This window comes from Martinezella sp. CNPSo 3732 (genome assembly GCF_057784515.1).
The window spans coordinates 157,462-173,528 of the sequence record NZ_JBXSOO010000001.1 but is presented as its reverse complement, the minus strand read 5'-3'; the positions used below and the strand labels follow the sequence as shown (position 1 = coordinate 173,528).

Here is a 16,067-nt window from a genome sequence, read left to right as displayed (position 1 = left end):
TAGCCAATCACTCGAGGTCGACAGCGTCGGCTTCAGGCCGCTGGCGTTGGCTCGCCAAGCGAGAGCATCAACCGGTTTGCCCAGTTGAAAAAGGCAGCCCCATGGATCACGTCGGCGATTTCCAGATCATTCAGGCCCTCCTCGCGCAACCTACTGATTTCGTCAGGTCCGAATTGCGATGGTGTGGCTGTCAGCGCGGCTGAAGCTTCGACAATAGCATCCCAGCGGCTGCCAAGATCCGCCTGAAGCCCATCATCCAGCAGACGCTGCACGTCATCCGTCCGCTTGGAATGATGGGAGGCGAAGCGAGAATGGACCGATGCGCAAAAAATACAGCCATTCGCCCGAGATGCCGCCGTGGCGGCAAGCTCTCGTTCGGCACGAGGAAGGCCGGCCGAGACATTGTAGAAGATATCCTTGTCCGTCTTGGTGCGGGCCTGGAGAATGTCGGGATCGCGTACCAGCAACATGAAGTATGGCGACTTCGCGCGGGATGCATCCACAAGGCCTGCCCAGTGACGCTCGGTCAGATCGGCTTCGTCAACTGGTTGCAGCCAGGGCGTCCAGCCGATTTCAGCTTGGGTAAAGACACTTGGCCGGTCTGCGATTTCTGGGTGAATGGCGGTTTCGGTCATGAAAGGATTCCTTGTTCGTGCGATTAGGCTTGCGCGACCTGTCCGATATTGGCCGAGCTCTTCGCGAGCGCCCTCAGCCCAACGATGACCCTGATCTGAAACGCGAGAAATGCGACCAGCTGCGACAAGGTAACGATGCCTGTGGTCGTCCAGCCGGCGTCTAGCAGCTTCTGCAGCGCCGCAGCGCTTGCCTCCCTCGGCCGGAAGACCAGAAGATGGCTGTGTTCGAGCGCCGCACTGAGCTTCAGGTCCAGAAGTTTCCGGCTTTCGCCCGAAACCTGATAAACGAGGCCCGGCCGGTCCTCGCGGGAAAGCGGGCCAGCCGGATAATGGCCGTAAGGGCCGGTTGTATCGCCGGCCTCCAGCTCCGCGCCAATGACGGCAACGAGCTCGGGACCATGCGCCTCATCCCGCAACTTGGAAGAATAGAAATTCGCGATCTCCGGCGCCTTGTGGAGGCCGGCAACAAAGGCGGCGACGGCAAAACGCTCCGCCGGGGTCACGCTTCCCCAATGCGCGGGCTCGAAAAGAGCTTCATAGCTCTTCTGAGCATTGAGGCGCGTCTCGGGCCGTTGCGCCCGAAGGCCGTCAAGATCGGAACCAGGATCTATTCCTGCAAGGAAATCGATGACATCTCTGGTCTGCAAAGTCATGGTCGATGCCTTCTCTTCGGATGCTGCTATTAGACTTGCGCCGCCAAGCGGCGTTCATTTCCGGTGGAGCGCTGTTGCACCCAACCAAGCGCTGGGGCGACATGAGCAGCCGTCAGTTCCAGCGAGCGCAGGATATATTCATGCGGCGGATCGACGGAATGCACTTGAAAGACCAGGTCCGTGACCCGCGCCAATGCCGTGTCTGCCTGAAGCGACGCGATAACGTCGTCGGGGGTGCCGACGTGAACATCGAAAGCTCCAATCAAATCAGCCGTGGTTTCGCCTGGAATCACAAAGCCCGCCGCCTTGAAGTGTTCGGCGATCCGCCTCAGGCCAATGTCGGCAAAATGAAGGGCTTCTTTTCTGCTGTCGGCGACAAAGAGGCTCCGCGAACCCAATATTCGCGGCTGCCGTCCGGCCGGCAGCGCTGACAGATAGGCATCGATGATCGGGTTCTGCAGGTCCCAAAGCCTGGCGTCCGGCGTCTCGACCGGCCGCGGCTGTGTGCGCGACAACATCAACCCATCGCCATCGCGGCCGGCACGCAAGCCGCCGCCCACAGAAAATGTTGCCTGCCAGACATGGTCGCGCAAATGCGGCGCTGCCGGATAGAGGCGGTTGCCGCCTGCAAGCTCTCCGCCCGCCCAAGCATCGCGCACGAGAGCAAGATGATTGCCATAGACCTCCGTGCGCTGGCTGCTTTCCAGGCCGAAGGGAAGGAAGGCCTGCGGAGTGCCGCCCGTTCCGAAGCCGACCTCCAGCCGCCCATCAAGCAGGCTGTCGAGCACGGCTGTATCTTCGGCGACCCGCACCGCGTTCTCCATCGGCAACGTGATGACACCCGTCCCCAAACGGATACGAGAGGTCTGTGGGGCCAGAGCGGCGAGAAACACCAATGGCGCAGGCAAGCCGCCTTCGTCTCCATTGAAGTGATGCTGCGCCACCCAGGCCGTGTCGAAGCCATGTTTTTCGGCATGAATGATCTGCTCGGCAACAAGCCTGTAACGGGTTCCGGCATCCACCTGATCCAGCACCCGACTGAAGAAGCCCAGTCGCTTCGGTAATGTTGGCGTACTCATGGGATCATCCTGCACTGATAAAGGCTGGCGCTGTCGCCCGCGGAAACTTCTTGCCTGGCACCGCGTCAATCAGTTCGCGCGTGTACGGGCTCTTGGGATTGGAAAAGACGTCTTCGACGCGTCCGGTCTCGACCAGCTGCCCGGCGTTCAGCACCGAGACAGTGTCCGCGATCTGTCGCACGACGGCGAGATCATGGGAGACGAACAAATAAGTCAGCCCAAGCTCGCGCTGCAACTCACCCAAGAGACCGAGGATCTGCGCCTGCACAGTTACATCAAGTGCGGAGACAGCCTCATCAAGCACCAGGATCTGCGGGTCGAGCACCAGCGCACGTGCAATCGCGACGCGCTGGCGCTGCCCTCCCGAAAGAGCATGCGGCCGACGTTGCGACAGGTCGGCTGGCAGCCTGACCTTGTCGAGAGTGGCCGCCACCTTCGCCAATCGCTCACGCCGGCGCAGCCGTTCGAAATTCAACAGCGGCTCCTCTACAATCCTTTCGATCGTCTGGCGCGGATCGAGCGAAGCATAGGGATTTTGATAGACGAGTTGGATCTTCTTGCGCAGCAGCCTCAACGCTTCGCCGCGCAACGAAGCCAGGTCGAGCCCGTCGATCAGCACCTGACCCGAAGTCGGCTTCTGAAAGGCGGAAACGATCCTGATCGTCGTCGTCTTGCCGGAGCCGGACTCACCGACGATTGCGTGTGTGCTGCCGCGGCGAACACGAAAAGAAACATTGTCGACCGCCCTGAAACTGCCGCTGTTACCGGCACCGAAATCCTGCACCAGCCTATCGACCACAACGATGTCGTCGGCGGGCGCGACGGATGCAACCGGGTGTGCCAGCGAGGCCTTAGGCCGCGCATTCAACGATGGCGCGTCGGCAAGCAGACGGCGCGTATAGTTGCTTTGCGGGTTTGCGAGGATATCGGCCGTGCGTCCCTGCTCTTGGATGCGGCCGTGCTGCAGGACGATCAGCCTGTCGGATCGATCGGCAGCGACCCCGAGGTCGTGGGTCACCAGAAGGACCGCCGTGCCATATTCCCGTCTCAGATCGTCGATCAGATCGAGGATATGCCTCTGCACCGTGACATCCAGGGCACTGGTGGGTTCGTCGGCGATGATCAGCGAAGGTTTCAGCGCAATGGCAATGGCGATCAACACGCGTTGACGCATGCCGCCGGAGAGCTCGTGCGGATATTGCGCGGCACGCAATTGAGGCTGGCTGAGGCCGACACGTTCCAGCAATTCGATCGCCTGAACGCGAGCAGCCGCTCCGGAGGCCCTGCCATGCACCGTCAGGATTTCGGCGACCTGTTCGCCGATCGTCCTCACCGGATTGAGCGAATTGCCCGGATCCTGCGGCACGAGACTGATGATGGACCCGCGAATGCCATCCAGCCGCTTTTGTGGCCAGCCGGCAATATCCTGGCCGTTCAGGCGGATGGTTCCCTGCTGGAGAAAGCCACCTTCGGGCAGAAGGCCGATCAGCGCCTGTGCCGTGGAGCTCTTGCCGGAACCGGATTCGCCGACGAGGGCGACCACTTCGCCAGCGCGAACCTCAAAGTCAATATCGTGAACGACCGTGCGCTGGCCGCTCCTATCACGATAGGCGACCACGAGGCCTGCAACATCGAGGATCGGCGCACTCTCTTCTGCAATGGTTCCAATGATCGGAGCCGTCATTTCCCGATGCTCCCGATTGCCCGGCTGATGCGATTGATGGAAATAACCACCAGGACGACGACAAGACCGGGTGCGGCCGTCAGCCACCAGGCGGTTGCGATATAATTGCGTCCTTCGGCGATCAGCAGGCCCCATTCCGGTGTCGGCGGCGGGGCGCCATAGCCAAGAAAGCCGAGCGTCGCGAGCTGCAGGATCGCCCAGCCGGCCTGAAGTGCCGCAAAGGCGATTACCGAGGTCAGTGAATTCGGCAGGATGTGACGCCAGAGCACCTTGAGGAATGTCCCGCCGCTGCCGAAGGCGGCCTCGACATATTCGCTTCGGCGCACGGTGACGACTTCGGAGCGAACCAATCGGGCAAACTTGGCGATCAGCGTGCAGCCGACGGCGATCGCGGCATTGACGGTGCCGAAACCGAGTAGAACGATGATGCTGAGCGACAAGAGAAGATCCGGTATCGACAGCATGACATCGACCAGCCTCATGATGACCGTCTCGATCCTGCCGCCGAACGATCCGGCAAGCACGCCAAGCGTCGTGCCGGCCACAAGCGCGATGCCAACGGCCGCGAGCGCGCCCGATAGCGAATGGATCGCACCATAGACGATGCGGGCATAGAGGTCCCGCCCGAGCGAATCCGTGCCCAGGAGATGGGTGGCGCTGGGCGGTCGTAGATGTTGCCCGGGTAGGCCCTGGACAGGGTCATAGATCGTAAAGAGGCTTGGGAAGAGTGCCCAAAGGACAGCCAGTGCCAGGATGAGGCAGGTAAGGAAGAGACCAGGCTGCATGCGCGGAAAGCGCCCGCCAGCTCCGGCGTTCTCGTGAAAATCAGCCTCAAGCGTCACGGGCGATACACTGACTTGCCGGTCGGACGCATCGAGGTCTGCATGATGCCGGGCGGTTTCGATCGTTGCCATCATGCGGCTCCCAGCTTGGTCTTCAGCCGCGGATCGAGCACGGGATAGAGAAGATCGACCACGAGGTTGATGACGACGAAAGCGGTCGCGGCAATGACGACGATCGCTTGAAGAACGGCAACATCCTGGCTGTCGACGGCCTGTTTCGTTAGCCCGCCAATACCATTGAGACCAAAGACCGTTTCGGTGATGACCGCGCTGGCGATCAGCTCCCCGAATAGCAATCCGGCAACGGTTAAAACCGGCAGCAGCGTGTTCTTGGCGACGTGCCGCCAAAGGACCTTGGCATGAGAGAGGCCTTTGGCTCGCGCCACGGGCACGAATGGCCTCGTCAGGACCTCATCTATGTTCTTCAGCAAGATTTGCGCCAGCGGCGCGGAAATCGGCACCGCGACGGTCAGGATGGGCAAGAAAAGACCTTCCCAGGGCCCCGGATTGATGACCGGCACGAGGCGGAGCCGAAAGGAAAATATCTGAATGAGCATGATGCCGAGCCAGAAGGTCGGCACCGATATGAAGAGCGACGGAATGGATTGGATCAGGCCACGCAGCCAGGCAAGACCGGAGAGGTTGCAGGCAATTGCGATCAGAACGGCGAGAAGCGCCGCCACCGCAAATCCCGATGCCGCAAGCAGAAGGGACGGTGGCAGGTTGGTGGCAAGCAACGAGCTCACCGGAACGCCAGCCTGTAGGGAATAGCCGAAATCACCCGTCAGGAAATTCCAGACGGCATGGAGATATTGATGCAGGAACGATCCGTCGGCACCATAAGCCGCCCTAATGTCGGCAAGCTGCTCGGGGCTCAATCCGTAATCCGGGTTCTGGAATTTGATCAGCACCGCATCGCCTGGCAGCGACTGCAGCAATACGAACGAAACGGTGAAAGCCGCCCATAAGACGAACAGTGCCTGCCCGAGCCTCGATAATATGTATCTTGCCATGCCACTACCATGTCTTCGCATAAGGAGGGCCCGGCACCACGCCGGGCCAGCCCTTTTCATCAATGTTCAGCAAGCCAGGTGCTGTAGAAGGATGGGCGTCCCACGGCCTCGAATGCAATTCCCTTCACGTAAGGCGCGCCGGCAAAGACCTGCGGCTCCTCGAAGAAGGGGATGACGTAGGCCTGATCGAGCAGATATTCCTGTGCCGCCTTGGCCGCCGCCAGTCGCTTGTCGCGATCCGTCTCGGAGGCGACGGCTTCCAGGATGCCGTTCAGCTTGTCATCCAAGAAGGTCGCCTTGGGATTGAGGCCGCCCTTTTGCAGCAGGGCATCGCGGTTCTTGGGGTAGAATTGGCTCTTGATGACATCGGGATCGGCACGGCCGACTTCGGCGACGACCAACGGCGTCTTTGCCGGATCGACGTTGTCGGTCACCAGATTTCCCGAGGTTCCGGCAAGAACCTGCAGCTTGACGCCGAGCTTGGCCCATTGCTGCGCGACGAGTTGCAGCACGGCCTTGTTCTGGGGCTGAGGCAAGGATTCGTAGACGGCAAGCGAAAGCGGCTTGCCATCCTTTTCACGAACGCCGCTCGCGCCCTTCTTCCAGCCTGCCTCGTCCAGAAGCTTTTCAGCAAGAGCCGGATCGTAGGTCAACTTCGACGACAGATCCGTGTAGCCGGCCGCAGCCGACGAAATAACCGATTTCGCCTGCGGATAATTTGCCGAAAACAGCGTGTCGACGATTTCCTTGTTGTTGGTCGCATGAAGGAGCGCCTGACGAACCTTGAGATCGGCAACGAGCGAATTGTCCGGCCGGAAGGCGACGCTGTCGTTCACGCCGCGGGTCGGAGCCGCATAGATCGCGAAACTCTGATCGCTCACCTGCTTCTCGTCATAGGCCTGCAGCTGACGGATGAAATCGGCCTGGCCGGAAAGCAATGCACCGATGCGCACGCTGTCCTCGCCGGTGATGATGTACTTGATGCCATCCAGATAGGCTCGGCCCTGATGCGCCAGCTTGCTTGGACCCCAGTTGTAGTCCGTCCGCGCCTTCAGCGAGAGCTGCTTGCCGAGCGTCTCGCTTTCGACGACAAAGGGGCCGGACCCGATGATCTTGGTCGCATCGCCGAGCTGGTCGAAGGACAGCGCCAGCGTCTTCAACGAGACTAGGCCGGACCCGATGACGGACGTTCCCTGCAGAAAACCCGGAGATGATTTCTTGAAGTAGAACTTGACCGTATAGGGATCGACGACTTCGCTGTGATCGTAGTTGTTGATGACCTCGGAAACCGGCTGCTTCAGCTCCTTGTTGCCAAGGCCGAACGTATCATAATTCTTGGCGACGACATTGGCATCGAGCGGAGTACCGTCGGAAAAGGTCACGCCTTTACGGATCTTGAACGTATATTCCGTCGCCGCATCGTTGACCGTCCACGATTCGGCAATCCACGGCTCGATATCGAGCGTCTTCGGGTTCTGATAGGTCAGCTTGTCGGTGATCTGGTTGAGAATGCCGCCGTTCGGATAGAAACCACCGGCCGGCGGGTAGAGGTTCGTATGCGCCTGCTGCTCGAGATAAATCAGCGTGCCGCCTTTGACTGGCTGGTCATCGGCGAATGCCACCGGCGCCGCCAGTAGCCACACGGTCAGTAAACTTGCCGCCTTGAATTTGGCTTTGATGCCCATTGTGTAAGCCTCTGTAGGATAATGCGCATCAACCTACGGCAAACCCCTATCTATCTATAGAATTAATATTCTAATTTGGGCCTAAGTCAGGAAACGAACGCGTTGCCGTTTCAAACTGGCGATCGTTGGCAATGACCGATTGGCAAGTGGATTGTCCAGCTCCTCCACACATTTTTGCCGGCGCGCCGGTTCTTTACGGAAGTCGTGCATACCAGTCGGTTGCATGTACGCGAAGATCGAATTGCTCACACCGCCTTCAGTCTGCTTTCGACAAGACGGGCAAACAATGTCGCGCCGACGGTGAGAATGTCATCGTCTACGATGAAGCCGGGATTGTGAGCGGGAACATTGCCGGCATGCCCGAGCGTGAAGAATGCGCCCGGCGCATGGAGCAGCATATCGGCAAAGTCCTCGCTTCCCATCGCGCGCTTGGGCACTGTCGAAACCCGATCCTTGCCAAGAACCTCGCGGCCAATAGCAGCGACGATATCGACCTGATCCGGATGGTTGGTCAGAACCGAGAAAATGTCGCGTATATCGACATTGGTTTCGATATCATGAGCGGCAGCAATATTGCGTGAGATCGTCGTCAGGCGCTCGCGGATCAAACGCCTGATGTCATCGGAGAATGCTCGTATCGTGCCGCCGACACTCGCGGTTTCCGGTATGACATTATAGGCCGACCCTGCGAATATCTTGGTCACGGACAGCACGGCTGGTTCCGTCGGCGGGACATTGCGGCTGACGATGGTCTGCAGCGCCTGCACGAGTTCGGCGATTGCCGGAACAGGATCGCGTGCGACATCCGGATGGGCGCCATGCGCGCCCTTGCCTTTGAAGGTCACATCGAAAAAATCAGCGCCCGCCAACACTGCTCCGGCCGAGACGTGCAGATGATTTGGCAGCAATTGCGTTGCGTTGTGCAGCCCATAGATTTCGTCCACCGGAAACCGCTCGAAGAGGCCGTCGGCGATCATCGCCCGCGCCCCACCAAGACCCTCCTCGGCCGGCTGGAAGATGAAGGTCACCGTCCCCGCGAAATCCCTCGTTTCGGCAAGATAGCGTGCAGCACCAAGCAAGATCGTCGTGTGGGCATCATGGCCGCAACCGTGAAACCGGCCGGGATGGATCGAGGCATAAGCAAGACCGGTTTCCTCCGGCATCGGCAAGGCATCCATATCGGCGCGCAGGCCCACCGACCTGTTGCCGGGATGGCGTCCCTTGAGAAGGCCGACAACACCCGTCTTGCCGATACCGCGGTGAACTTCGATCCCCCAGGACGACAGCTTTTCGGCAACGATCGCCGAGGTGCGCACTTCCTCGAAGCCGATTTCGGGATGGGCATGGAGATCGTGTCGGATCGCGACAAGCTCCGGATGATAACCTTCGATCCGATCGATGATATTCGAAACAGGCTGTCCTGTGATCGATGCAACGGGTTTATTCATGGCGCGGATACCCTTGGATGGAGAAAGACAAGCGAGGGTTCACCTCACGCCGGGCGCTGGTGATCGACACGCCCATGCACCTCGTTTCCTCGCTTAAGAAGGTTGAGGATTGGGCAAAGCTTCTCCACTGTGGCCTGCAGCCTTGCTATTTCTTCCGCACTTGCAGACGACACCAGCGTTACGACGTAATTGATGTCGTGGGGATAGACGGGAATATCGTCATGGCCCTCGGCACCTCCGCGCGGATCGATCGAGGCGGAGACTTCCGCGTGCAACGATTCCAACGGTACGCCCTGGTCTGACGCGTGAATGAGGTATGTATGCGTCAGGCAGCTGGAGAGCGCGCCGAGCAAAAGTTCGGGAGACGATGGCCCCAAATTGTAGCCGGCAAAATCCGGCGGGCTGTCGGAAATGACCTGAAAGTCCCTAATTCTGATGCGGCGCACCCCGCTGCGGCCTTCGGCACTCGCACTCGCGTTCAACGTAACCGCGCTAAGCTCCCCGGATTTTACCCGCTTACGCCGATTGAGCAGGGCTTCCCGCTTCTGCCCGAGATATTCGTTCAAATTTGTCACTGCCGATTTCCTTCACGTCGACGGCTGGCGCCTCAGGCGTCAGTTCAGAGCCACAATGATGATGGCACCACTTATAGCCGGACGCCATCATAATAGTCCATGAAAATTATAGACTATTATGATGGCGTCCATGGGCCTTGCATGTTGGACGAGATAGGCTTCCGCCGAAAATCGGCGGCGCGCTCCCGGTTCATTCAGGACAACCTTCGCGACTCCGGGGCGCCTTTGCTCTTTAAGAGTCCGCTCTCATATTAGAATTGTTTTTCACTGTGGCGCGACTATTTGGCATCATCGAGAATGGTCTTCCGCATCGCCCATGCATATAATCTATTAAATTAATAGACTAAGCGAACCTGGAATGCCCCGATCGTTCGTCCGGAAGAATCAATTCAACAGGTGGTGATAATGACCAGACAGGTGATTGAATATGCCGGCATTCCGGTGGGCATCGTCGTTCCGGACAAGGGCGCACTGAAGTTCATCGCGGTCAAGTTTCATGTCTATGATCTCGACGGCCAATATTTTGCTGCCGCCTCGGACGTGCTGCGAGCAATCCAAAAGTTGGCGTCCACAACGCCTGGCAACCTCAACCGTGCCGCGTAAGGGAGGCGTATCATGAGTAGGCTGCATCGATTCTTTCGCCTCTCGGCGCAACGAGACGAGATAGAGACGAGGCTGCTCGCTCAAGAATATCGGGCGCTCATTCTCGATGATCTTGTCGATGACGGCACCCGCCACGAGCTGCAATCGAAATGCGTCGAACTATCTCATGAGATCGGTTCGCATCGACACCGGCGTTAGCGTTGACAAGAAAAACATGCCCAATACACATTCATGAGCAGCCATGGATACTTTTCCTCCTATCGACATAGTCGCTGCGCAACCGGCCCAACGTCGGTTTGCGAACGCGTTGCTGATGTGATCGCTAAAATGACGATCTTCCAGATGCGACAATCGTCGACCAGCTCAGCAATCAAAAGGGATCAAGCGAGCCATTAAAGGCTTCATAAGGCGGTAGCGGTACCTACCGGCGTATCTTCATTGGCAGCGAAAGTACAAGATCAACAGCAATTGAAATGCAGCAATCGATGGGGAGCATGGCAGATGCCTTATAGAATTTATATCAAGAACACTTTCTCCATAGCTCTTAGGCTCGGAGCAGCAATCGCTCTGAGCGCCGCCATGGCGATGGTATTTCACGATGCGGCGGCAGCAGGCCAGAAGGTGCTGTTATCCTATGAGGCGACGCCTTCCTCCGGCTTCAACCTGCCAGGGCTTGCTCGCGCAAGCTACGACGATCGTGCGGCATTCTCGGCGCAAGTGCTAAAGCAGATCGTACCGCAAATCATATCGGCAAACGGCATCGATCCGGCAACCTTGGAGACCGAGGTCACGCCCGGCGGCTATCTGCTGAAAACCAATGCGTCGCTTCAAACGGAGGGAGAGCTCGACGATATCACCGCCGATCGGCTGGCCGGCTCGCTTGGCTATGTCTTTCGCCAATACAGCGTGCTCGTCTCTCGCCTCGACGATACGTCGGGCAAGACCGGCTTTGTCATTGTCCAGTTTCCCGAAAACACGCTCAACGCCGCCGTCGCACAGAAATTCTTCGAGGCAGCCGACGCGACGAAGAAGGGACTTGGTGGCGGCTACACCGCATTCGGAGACGAGCAGATATATCTCAACGTCACGAATTCCGAAGGCAAGCCCTATAGCGGCCTCGATGACGACGCGTTCCTGGATGGCCTGAAACAGACGGCTGCGTCGTTTCACGCTCCAAAGCCCGAAATCGCCGCATCGGGCAAGGCGATCGCCCGCTTCATCGGCAATGATTGGGACAAATCCGGGGGCGGCGAAGACTATATCGGCCAGCTCGGCGGCCCCCATTCCGTCTTGGTGGAAAAACTCGAGACGATTGGCAAGGACTACGCAACCCTTGTCGCGACAACAGCCGAGAAAAATGGCTGGAACCACGATTGATAAGACGCCTGGCGTCGACGCTGCATCGCAATGCCGGTCTTGCAACGACAGCAATTCAACCGGCCAGGCGCAGCGACAGGACCACGATTTGACCTAACCTATGCCTTCCACCTATCTCCATACCGGGAGCCCCACACATGGCCGTTACTGCCCAACCCCTCATCCTTGATCACGCCGTCGTCGGCGTTCTTGACCGGCTGGACGAGGCCGCTGCAATTTACCGCAAACTCGGCTTCGCGCTGACGCCACGCGGCTATCATACGCTGGGCTCCATCAATCATCTTGCCGTGTTCGGCGAGAACTATCTGGAGCTGCTCGGATTTCCGCCTGACAGTGACGGGAAACGCGCCGATCTCTGGTCTTATCCGATCGGTTTGAACGGGCTTGCTTTTCGAACCACCGACGCCGCCAGCCTGCAACGCGAATTGGGCGACGCCGGCAAACCCGTCACCGAATGGCGTGATTTCTCACGTCCCGTCGACGTGGGACGCATAGAGAAGTCCGCCAGTTTCCGCACCTTCCAGCTCGGCAAGGAGGCGATTTCCAACGGCCGCTTCTTCTTTTGCCAGCACAATACGCCGGACCTCGTGTGGCAGCCGAAGGATCAGAGCCACCCCAACGGTGCGCTCGATATCGTCGACGTCTTCATCGTCAGCCGCGCTCCCCAAACGCTAACCGAGCTGCTTGGCGGATTTGCCAATACCGCTGCGCCTGACATCAATAGAGACGGCATTGCAATTCACACCGGCATTGTCACACTTCATATCCTATCCGAGGCTGCGGCCGCCTCCCGGTTCGGCTCGGCCATTCCGACAGGCTTCGACGGCAACGAAAGAAAAGTAGCGCTAGGGCTGAAGGTACGATCGCTTGAAGCAACCGCAGACGTGCTGGTGCAAGGAGGCTTTTCGCCTCGCGCCTTCGAAAGCGGCCTGCTCATTGATGCCGATGCCGCAAATGGAGTCGCGCTGTGGTTCAAGGAATGAGGTGGAACGGCCGAAGCTCACACGCGATGATATGGCGTGAGCGCTCGGATGACTGCGAGTGAGAGCACGAGATCCGGCATTGCGATTGCGTCGCGCTCGGAAGTAGAAACAAGGAGCCCCACATGGCCAATCAGCCCGTTACCACCCGCATCGTGCTTGCCTCGCGTCCCGTTGGAAAACCGGGTGCGGCGAACTTCCGGCTTGAACGGGAAACCTTGCGGGATCTCGACGAAGGCGAGGTTCTTCTGCAAATCCTTTATCTTTCCCTCGACCCCTATATGCGGGGTCGCATGGACGACGCGAAATCCTATGCGGCGCCGGTCGAAATTGGCGGCGTGATGGAAGGAGGAACCGTCGCGCGCGTGGTCAAATCACGCAATATGGAATTCACGCCGGGGGACATCGTCCTCTCCCATTCCGGCTGGCAGAGTCATGCGATCTCAAACGGCGCGGGATTGCGCAAGCTCGACCCGAATGCGGCGCCGATCTCGACGGCACTCGGCATTCTGGGAATGCCGGGCTTCACCGCCTATGCGGGATTGCGTAATATCGCACGACCCAAGGCGGGAGAGACATTGGTCGTTGCCGCCGCAAGCGGCGCGGTCGGCTCTGCCGTCGGCCAGATCGGCAAGATCTTTGGTGCAAGAGTGGTCGGCATCGCAGGCGGCCCGGACAAGTGCCGCTATATCCACGACGAACTCGGTTTCGATGCCGCGATCGATCATCGCGCGGACGATTTTCAAGCCCGGCTCGCATCGGCTTGTCCGAACGGCATCGACATTTACTTCGAAAATGTCGGCGGGCACGTCTGGAATGCCGTGTTTCCACTGCTGAACGATTTCGCGCGTGTTCCGATCTGCGGACTGATCGCACATTATAACGAAGATCCGTCCACTTCGTCGCGCGGATCGGAGCAACTGCCCACAGTAATGCGCGCCATCCTCAGAAAGAGCCTGACCATCCGGGGTTTCATACAACGCGAATTCACCGATCAGCGTCCCGATTTCTATCGTGAAGCCGGAAAATGGATTGCCGAGGGGCGCCTCAGATACAAGGAGGACATCGTGGATGGGCTCGAAAACGCTCCTGAAGCTTTCCTCGGGCTGCTGGAAGGACAAAACTTCGGTAAGCTGATCGTGCGTGTCGCGCAGAACTAATCTTGCAAGCGCGCCCTCGAAGCCGGCTCGTTCACCGCAATCTCTCCGCAATGGCCTCGGCGACCTGTCTCGCCTGGACGCGAATATCCGGCACGGCGGTAATTTCCCAGAATTGGCCCGCAGTCAGCGCGCCAACGGCATAGATGACCGCTTCGCTGCCGCCCGAACCAGGGATGCGTGAGCGCTCATCGACCACCAGTCCGAGGCCAAGCGGGTCTGCCTCGATCAGGCCTTGGCGCTGCATCTCCTGCAGCAATGGAGAATGCGAGATGCCTGCCCGCTCCATGCCGGTGCAATTCACGATCCAATCCGCCTCAATCGATGCGGCAAAGCTCTCGCCGCGAGGCCGGTAACGCACGGTCAAAGCCTTTGTTTTCTCGACATTCTGCAGATAACCGGCTCGGACCGAAACCTGGCCGCTCTGCAGCATCGTCTCAAACTTCCGGAACACATCCGGGGCAACACGATGACGATGAATATTCCACCATGGCAACGCATGACGCAAAAAGCGGCGGCGCTCGGCCTCCGGCAATCTCGACCAGAGAGTTTGCGTCTTCGGGCGCAAGCCATCCATGATCCTACGCCAGTCTCCGGCATCTTTGCTTTCGCGACGGAGAACATGCAGGAGTTCACTCATCCTCGTGGGCAGGGCTCCGACGTCGATCTCGACTGCGGGCTTCGGATGACTGACGTGATCATGCGGAACGAGACCGCGCCGCGACAACACGATTATCTTGCCGGTGAAACCGTGGGCAGACAGCGCCAAGACCTGATCGATCATCGTCAGTCCCGAACCCAGGATACAGACCGTATCGGTCTTACCGACGCGTCGCAGCCATGACAATCGCCATGGATTTTCGATGATGTGGGAGCGCAGGCCGGCAGGCAATCCGGTCAAATCGAAGGGCAGTTGGGCATTCCCCACTCCGAGACAAAGCACGACGCTTCGCCCGGCGATCTCATTGCCGTTGTCCAAAATAAAACCGAGCGCGGAACCATAGCGCTCAACGCATCCGGTCGCCTTGGCCTTTATGAAATCAACCCGGCAACGCTGTTTCCTGTTGCGCAGCAGAGCAGCCAAACTGTCCCGAATATACAGGCCATAATCCTGCCTGGAAGCGAAATCTCCCGCGTCCAAAGGTCGCTTACGTTCCCGCAGCCATTCGACAAAGGCATTCGGACGGTCCGGAAAAAGGCTCATGCGACCGGCCGGCACGTTCAGGCGATGCAGATAGAGTTCTGTCCGATAGGCGGTCCCACGACCAAATCCAGGATCGTCGCCGACAATGGCGATCGATGCCGTTTCGGGGAGTAGCTCCACAAGATTGCATACGGTGGAGATGGCGGAAAAACCAGAACCCACGACAACGGCATCATAGATCATCGCTGGCCTTCTCCGCTTTCGAACAGAGGCAAGACAATTACCGATATCTCCCTTTCACCTGATCTAGGGCACATGGATTTCCGATCCAATATGTGATGATGACATTGCCGGGAAATATTGGGGGCGTCCTACGCACTCCGGCTCAGGACGCGGGCCTGGTTTGCCACGCCTCCAATTCGTGGATCGCCTTGAGTTCGCCTGCGACGAGCTTTTGAAGCCTCCACAGATTGAGATCCCGAATCCCCCAAGCTTCGAGATGCTTCACCGTCAAATAGAGATACTCGGCACATGACCCCCTGGCGCCGCAAGCCCGTGCCAAGATGCCCGCGACAGCCTCCAATGGCAGCTTGGCGGTGACGTAGCTTCCCTTTGGGTCTGCCCAGAAAACCAATGCCCGCACCGGACCCTGATCGGTCTGTACCCGCACCCATCGAATAGTGGCCGCGTCTTCAAGGGTTCCGATTTCCCGGCGAAGCATGCGCCTGATCTGGCCAAGGCGATCGCCGTCATCCAATCTGAAGGCGACGGCCTTGCAGTACCCGCCTCGTTTTAATGCCAGCATCAGGCCTGGTTGCGTCTGCGACCCCCGCCACCGCGTCATCCGGAGACAGAACGAGCGATGCCACCCCTTGATGGCTCCCACCCGCGCTTCCACGGCATCGAAATCAGGCTTCCAGATCAAGGAACCGTAGGCGAAGATCCAGAGCGCATCCCCTTGCGACTCCCGATAGAGCCGCTCCGCCAGCGCATCCAGTTCGGTCTCGGTGATCGGTATGCGCAGCGGGTCCGGTCCCGGATCGATCTCGTTTCGCAAGCTTAGAGCGACCAATTCATCCGTCAGATCCATCTCGGAATGACCGATTGCGGCTTTGACGCTGCCGTGAACCATCTCTCACCTACCTCCGTATACGTCTGACCTAACGCTCGCCTTTCCAAGGCCTGCCTCTTG

General features: G+C 58.9%; 16 protein-coding genes. 5 read left to right on the top strand and 11 right to left on the bottom strand.

What is annotated here, in order from left to right; translation table 11 throughout:
• Nucleotides 1-32: 32 nt before the first annotated feature.
• The 9 genes from AC13RM_RS00775 to AC13RM_RS00735 form a co-directional block, all read right to left on the bottom strand.
• Nucleotides 33-635, bottom strand: coding sequence for an alkylhydroperoxidase domain protein (locus tag AC13RM_RS00775; protein WP_440480169.1), 603 nt, complete (start codon nucleotides 633-635; stop codon nucleotides 33-35).
• A gap of 23 nt (nucleotides 636-658) precedes the next feature.
• A complete protein-coding gene (locus AC13RM_RS00770; RefSeq protein WP_374816800.1) occupies nucleotides 659-1,288 on the bottom strand; it encodes a CMD domain protein in 630 nt (209 codons plus the stop codon).
• Nucleotides 1,289-1,317: 29 nt separating this feature from the next.
• Nucleotides 1,318-2,367 (bottom strand): putative FMN-dependent luciferase-like monooxygenase, encoded by a 1,050-nt coding sequence (locus AC13RM_RS00765; protein WP_374816801.1) that lies wholly within the window; start codon nucleotides 2,365-2,367, stop codon nucleotides 1,318-1,320.
• Between the two features lie 4 nt (nucleotides 2,368-2,371).
• Nucleotides 2,372-4,051, bottom strand: coding sequence for a dipeptide ABC transporter ATP-binding protein (locus AC13RM_RS00760; RefSeq protein WP_374816802.1), 1,680 nt, complete (start codon nucleotides 4,049-4,051; stop codon nucleotides 2,372-2,374).
• Nucleotides 4,048-4,965, bottom strand: coding sequence for an ABC transporter permease (locus AC13RM_RS00755; protein WP_488554429.1), 918 nt, complete (start codon nucleotides 4,963-4,965; stop codon nucleotides 4,048-4,050). The genes AC13RM_RS00760 and AC13RM_RS00755 overlap by 4 nt, the downstream gene beginning before the upstream one ends.
• On the bottom strand, nucleotides 4,965-5,906 hold the full coding sequence (locus tag AC13RM_RS00750) for an ABC transporter permease (protein ID WP_113228956.1): 942 nt from the start codon (nucleotides 5,904-5,906) through the stop codon (nucleotides 4,965-4,967). The genes AC13RM_RS00755 and AC13RM_RS00750 overlap by 1 nt, the downstream gene beginning before the upstream one ends.
• A 59-nt stretch (nucleotides 5,907-5,965) precedes the next feature.
• Nucleotides 5,966-7,591, bottom strand: a complete 1,626-nt coding sequence (locus AC13RM_RS00745) for a TIGR04028 family ABC transporter substrate-binding protein (RefSeq protein WP_374816804.1) — start codon at nucleotides 7,589-7,591, stop codon at nucleotides 5,966-5,968.
• A 245-nt stretch (nucleotides 7,592-7,836) separates the two neighbouring features.
• Nucleotides 7,837-9,039 (bottom strand): M20 aminoacylase family protein, encoded by a 1,203-nt coding sequence (locus tag AC13RM_RS00740; protein ID WP_374816805.1) that lies wholly within the window; start codon nucleotides 9,037-9,039, stop codon nucleotides 7,837-7,839.
• A gap of 44 nt (nucleotides 9,040-9,083) precedes the next feature.
• The gene (locus AC13RM_RS00735; RefSeq protein ID WP_374816807.1) at nucleotides 9,084-9,614 is read right to left on the bottom strand and encodes an OsmC family protein; all 531 of its coding nucleotides are present in this window, start codon (nucleotides 9,612-9,614) and stop codon (nucleotides 9,084-9,086) included.
• 405 nt (nucleotides 9,615-10,019) lie between these two features.
• Here AC13RM_RS00735 and AC13RM_RS00730 point away from each other — a divergent pair, with 405 nt between their 5' ends.
• The 5 genes from AC13RM_RS00730 to AC13RM_RS00710 all read left to right on the top strand — a co-directional run bounded on the left by AC13RM_RS00730 (nucleotide 10,020) and on the right by AC13RM_RS00710 (nucleotide 13,734).
• Nucleotides 10,020-10,217 (top strand): hypothetical protein, encoded by a 198-nt coding sequence (locus tag AC13RM_RS00730; RefSeq protein ID WP_113228952.1) that lies wholly within the window; start codon nucleotides 10,020-10,022, stop codon nucleotides 10,215-10,217.
• A gap of 12 nt (nucleotides 10,218-10,229) precedes the next feature.
• Nucleotides 10,230-10,415 (top strand): hypothetical protein, encoded by a 186-nt coding sequence (locus AC13RM_RS00725; RefSeq protein WP_374816808.1) that lies wholly within the window; start codon nucleotides 10,230-10,232, stop codon nucleotides 10,413-10,415.
• A 465-nt stretch (nucleotides 10,416-10,880) separates the two neighbouring features.
• Complete coding sequence (locus AC13RM_RS00720) at nucleotides 10,881-11,594, top strand: hypothetical protein (protein ID WP_374816854.1); 714 nt, start codon at nucleotides 10,881-10,883, stop codon at nucleotides 11,592-11,594.
• A gap of 137 nt (nucleotides 11,595-11,731) precedes the next feature.
• Nucleotides 11,732-12,577 carry a VOC family protein gene (locus tag AC13RM_RS00715; RefSeq protein WP_374816809.1) on the top strand — a complete coding sequence of 282 codons (846 nt, stop codon included), beginning with the start codon at nucleotides 11,732-11,734 and terminating at the stop codon, nucleotides 12,575-12,577.
• Nucleotides 12,578-12,699: 122 nt separating this feature from the next.
• On the top strand, nucleotides 12,700-13,734 hold the full coding sequence (locus tag AC13RM_RS00710; RefSeq protein WP_374816810.1) for an NADP-dependent oxidoreductase: 1,035 nt from the start codon (nucleotides 12,700-12,702) through the stop codon (nucleotides 13,732-13,734).
• Between the two features lie 31 nt (nucleotides 13,735-13,765).
• Here the strand turns inward: AC13RM_RS00710 and AC13RM_RS00705 are convergent, their stop codons facing one another.
• Both AC13RM_RS00705 and AC13RM_RS00700 read right to left on the bottom strand, forming a co-directional pair.
• The gene (locus AC13RM_RS00705) at nucleotides 13,766-15,118 is read right to left on the bottom strand and encodes an FAD/NAD(P)-binding protein (protein ID WP_374816811.1); all 1,353 of its coding nucleotides are present in this window, start codon (nucleotides 15,116-15,118) and stop codon (nucleotides 13,766-13,768) included.
• Nucleotides 15,119-15,260: 142 nt separating this feature from the next.
• Nucleotides 15,261-16,007, bottom strand: coding sequence for a gamma-glutamylcyclotransferase (locus AC13RM_RS00700; protein WP_488554428.1), 747 nt, complete (start codon nucleotides 16,005-16,007; stop codon nucleotides 15,261-15,263).
• Nucleotides 16,008-16,067 lie beyond the last annotated feature (60 nt).

Coding starts and splice junctions, on each gene's coding strand:
- AC13RM_RS00710 (WP_374816810.1), top strand. CDS start 12,700: ATGGCCAATCAGCCCGTTACCACCCGCATCGTGCTTGCCTCGCGTCCC.
- AC13RM_RS00705 (WP_374816811.1), bottom strand. CDS start 15,118: ATGATCTATGATGCCGTTGTCGTGGGTTCTGGTTTTTCCGCCATCTCC.
- AC13RM_RS00750 (WP_113228956.1), bottom strand. CDS start 5,906: ATGGCAAGATACATATTATCGAGGCTCGGGCAGGCACTGTTCGTCTTA.
- AC13RM_RS00740 (WP_374816805.1), bottom strand. CDS start 9,039: ATGAATAAACCCGTTGCATCGATCACAGGACAGCCTGTTTCGAATATC.
- AC13RM_RS00700 (WP_488554428.1), bottom strand. CDS start 16,007: ATGGTTCACGGCAGCGTCAAAGCCGCAATCGGTCATTCCGAGATGGAT.
- AC13RM_RS00755 (WP_488554429.1), bottom strand. CDS start 4,965: ATGGCAACGATCGAAACCGCCCGGCATCATGCAGACCTCGATGCGTCC.
- AC13RM_RS00760 (WP_374816802.1), bottom strand. CDS start 4,051: ATGACGGCTCCGATCATTGGAACCATTGCAGAAGAGAGTGCGCCGATC.
- AC13RM_RS00770 (WP_374816800.1), bottom strand. CDS start 1,288: ATGACTTTGCAGACCAGAGATGTCATCGATTTCCTTGCAGGAATAGAT.
- AC13RM_RS00715 (WP_374816809.1), top strand. CDS start 11,732: ATGGCCGTTACTGCCCAACCCCTCATCCTTGATCACGCCGTCGTCGGC.
- AC13RM_RS00725 (WP_374816808.1), top strand. CDS start 10,230: ATGAGTAGGCTGCATCGATTCTTTCGCCTCTCGGCGCAACGAGACGAG.
- AC13RM_RS00765 (WP_374816801.1), bottom strand. CDS start 2,367: ATGAGTACGCCAACATTACCGAAGCGACTGGGCTTCTTCAGTCGGGTG.
- AC13RM_RS00745 (WP_374816804.1), bottom strand. CDS start 7,591: ATGGGCATCAAAGCCAAATTCAAGGCGGCAAGTTTACTGACCGTGTGG.
- AC13RM_RS00730 (WP_113228952.1), top strand. CDS start 10,020: ATGACCAGACAGGTGATTGAATATGCCGGCATTCCGGTGGGCATCGTC.
- AC13RM_RS00775 (WP_440480169.1), bottom strand. CDS start 635: ATGACCGAAACCGCCATTCACCCAGAAATCGCAGACCGGCCAAGTGTC.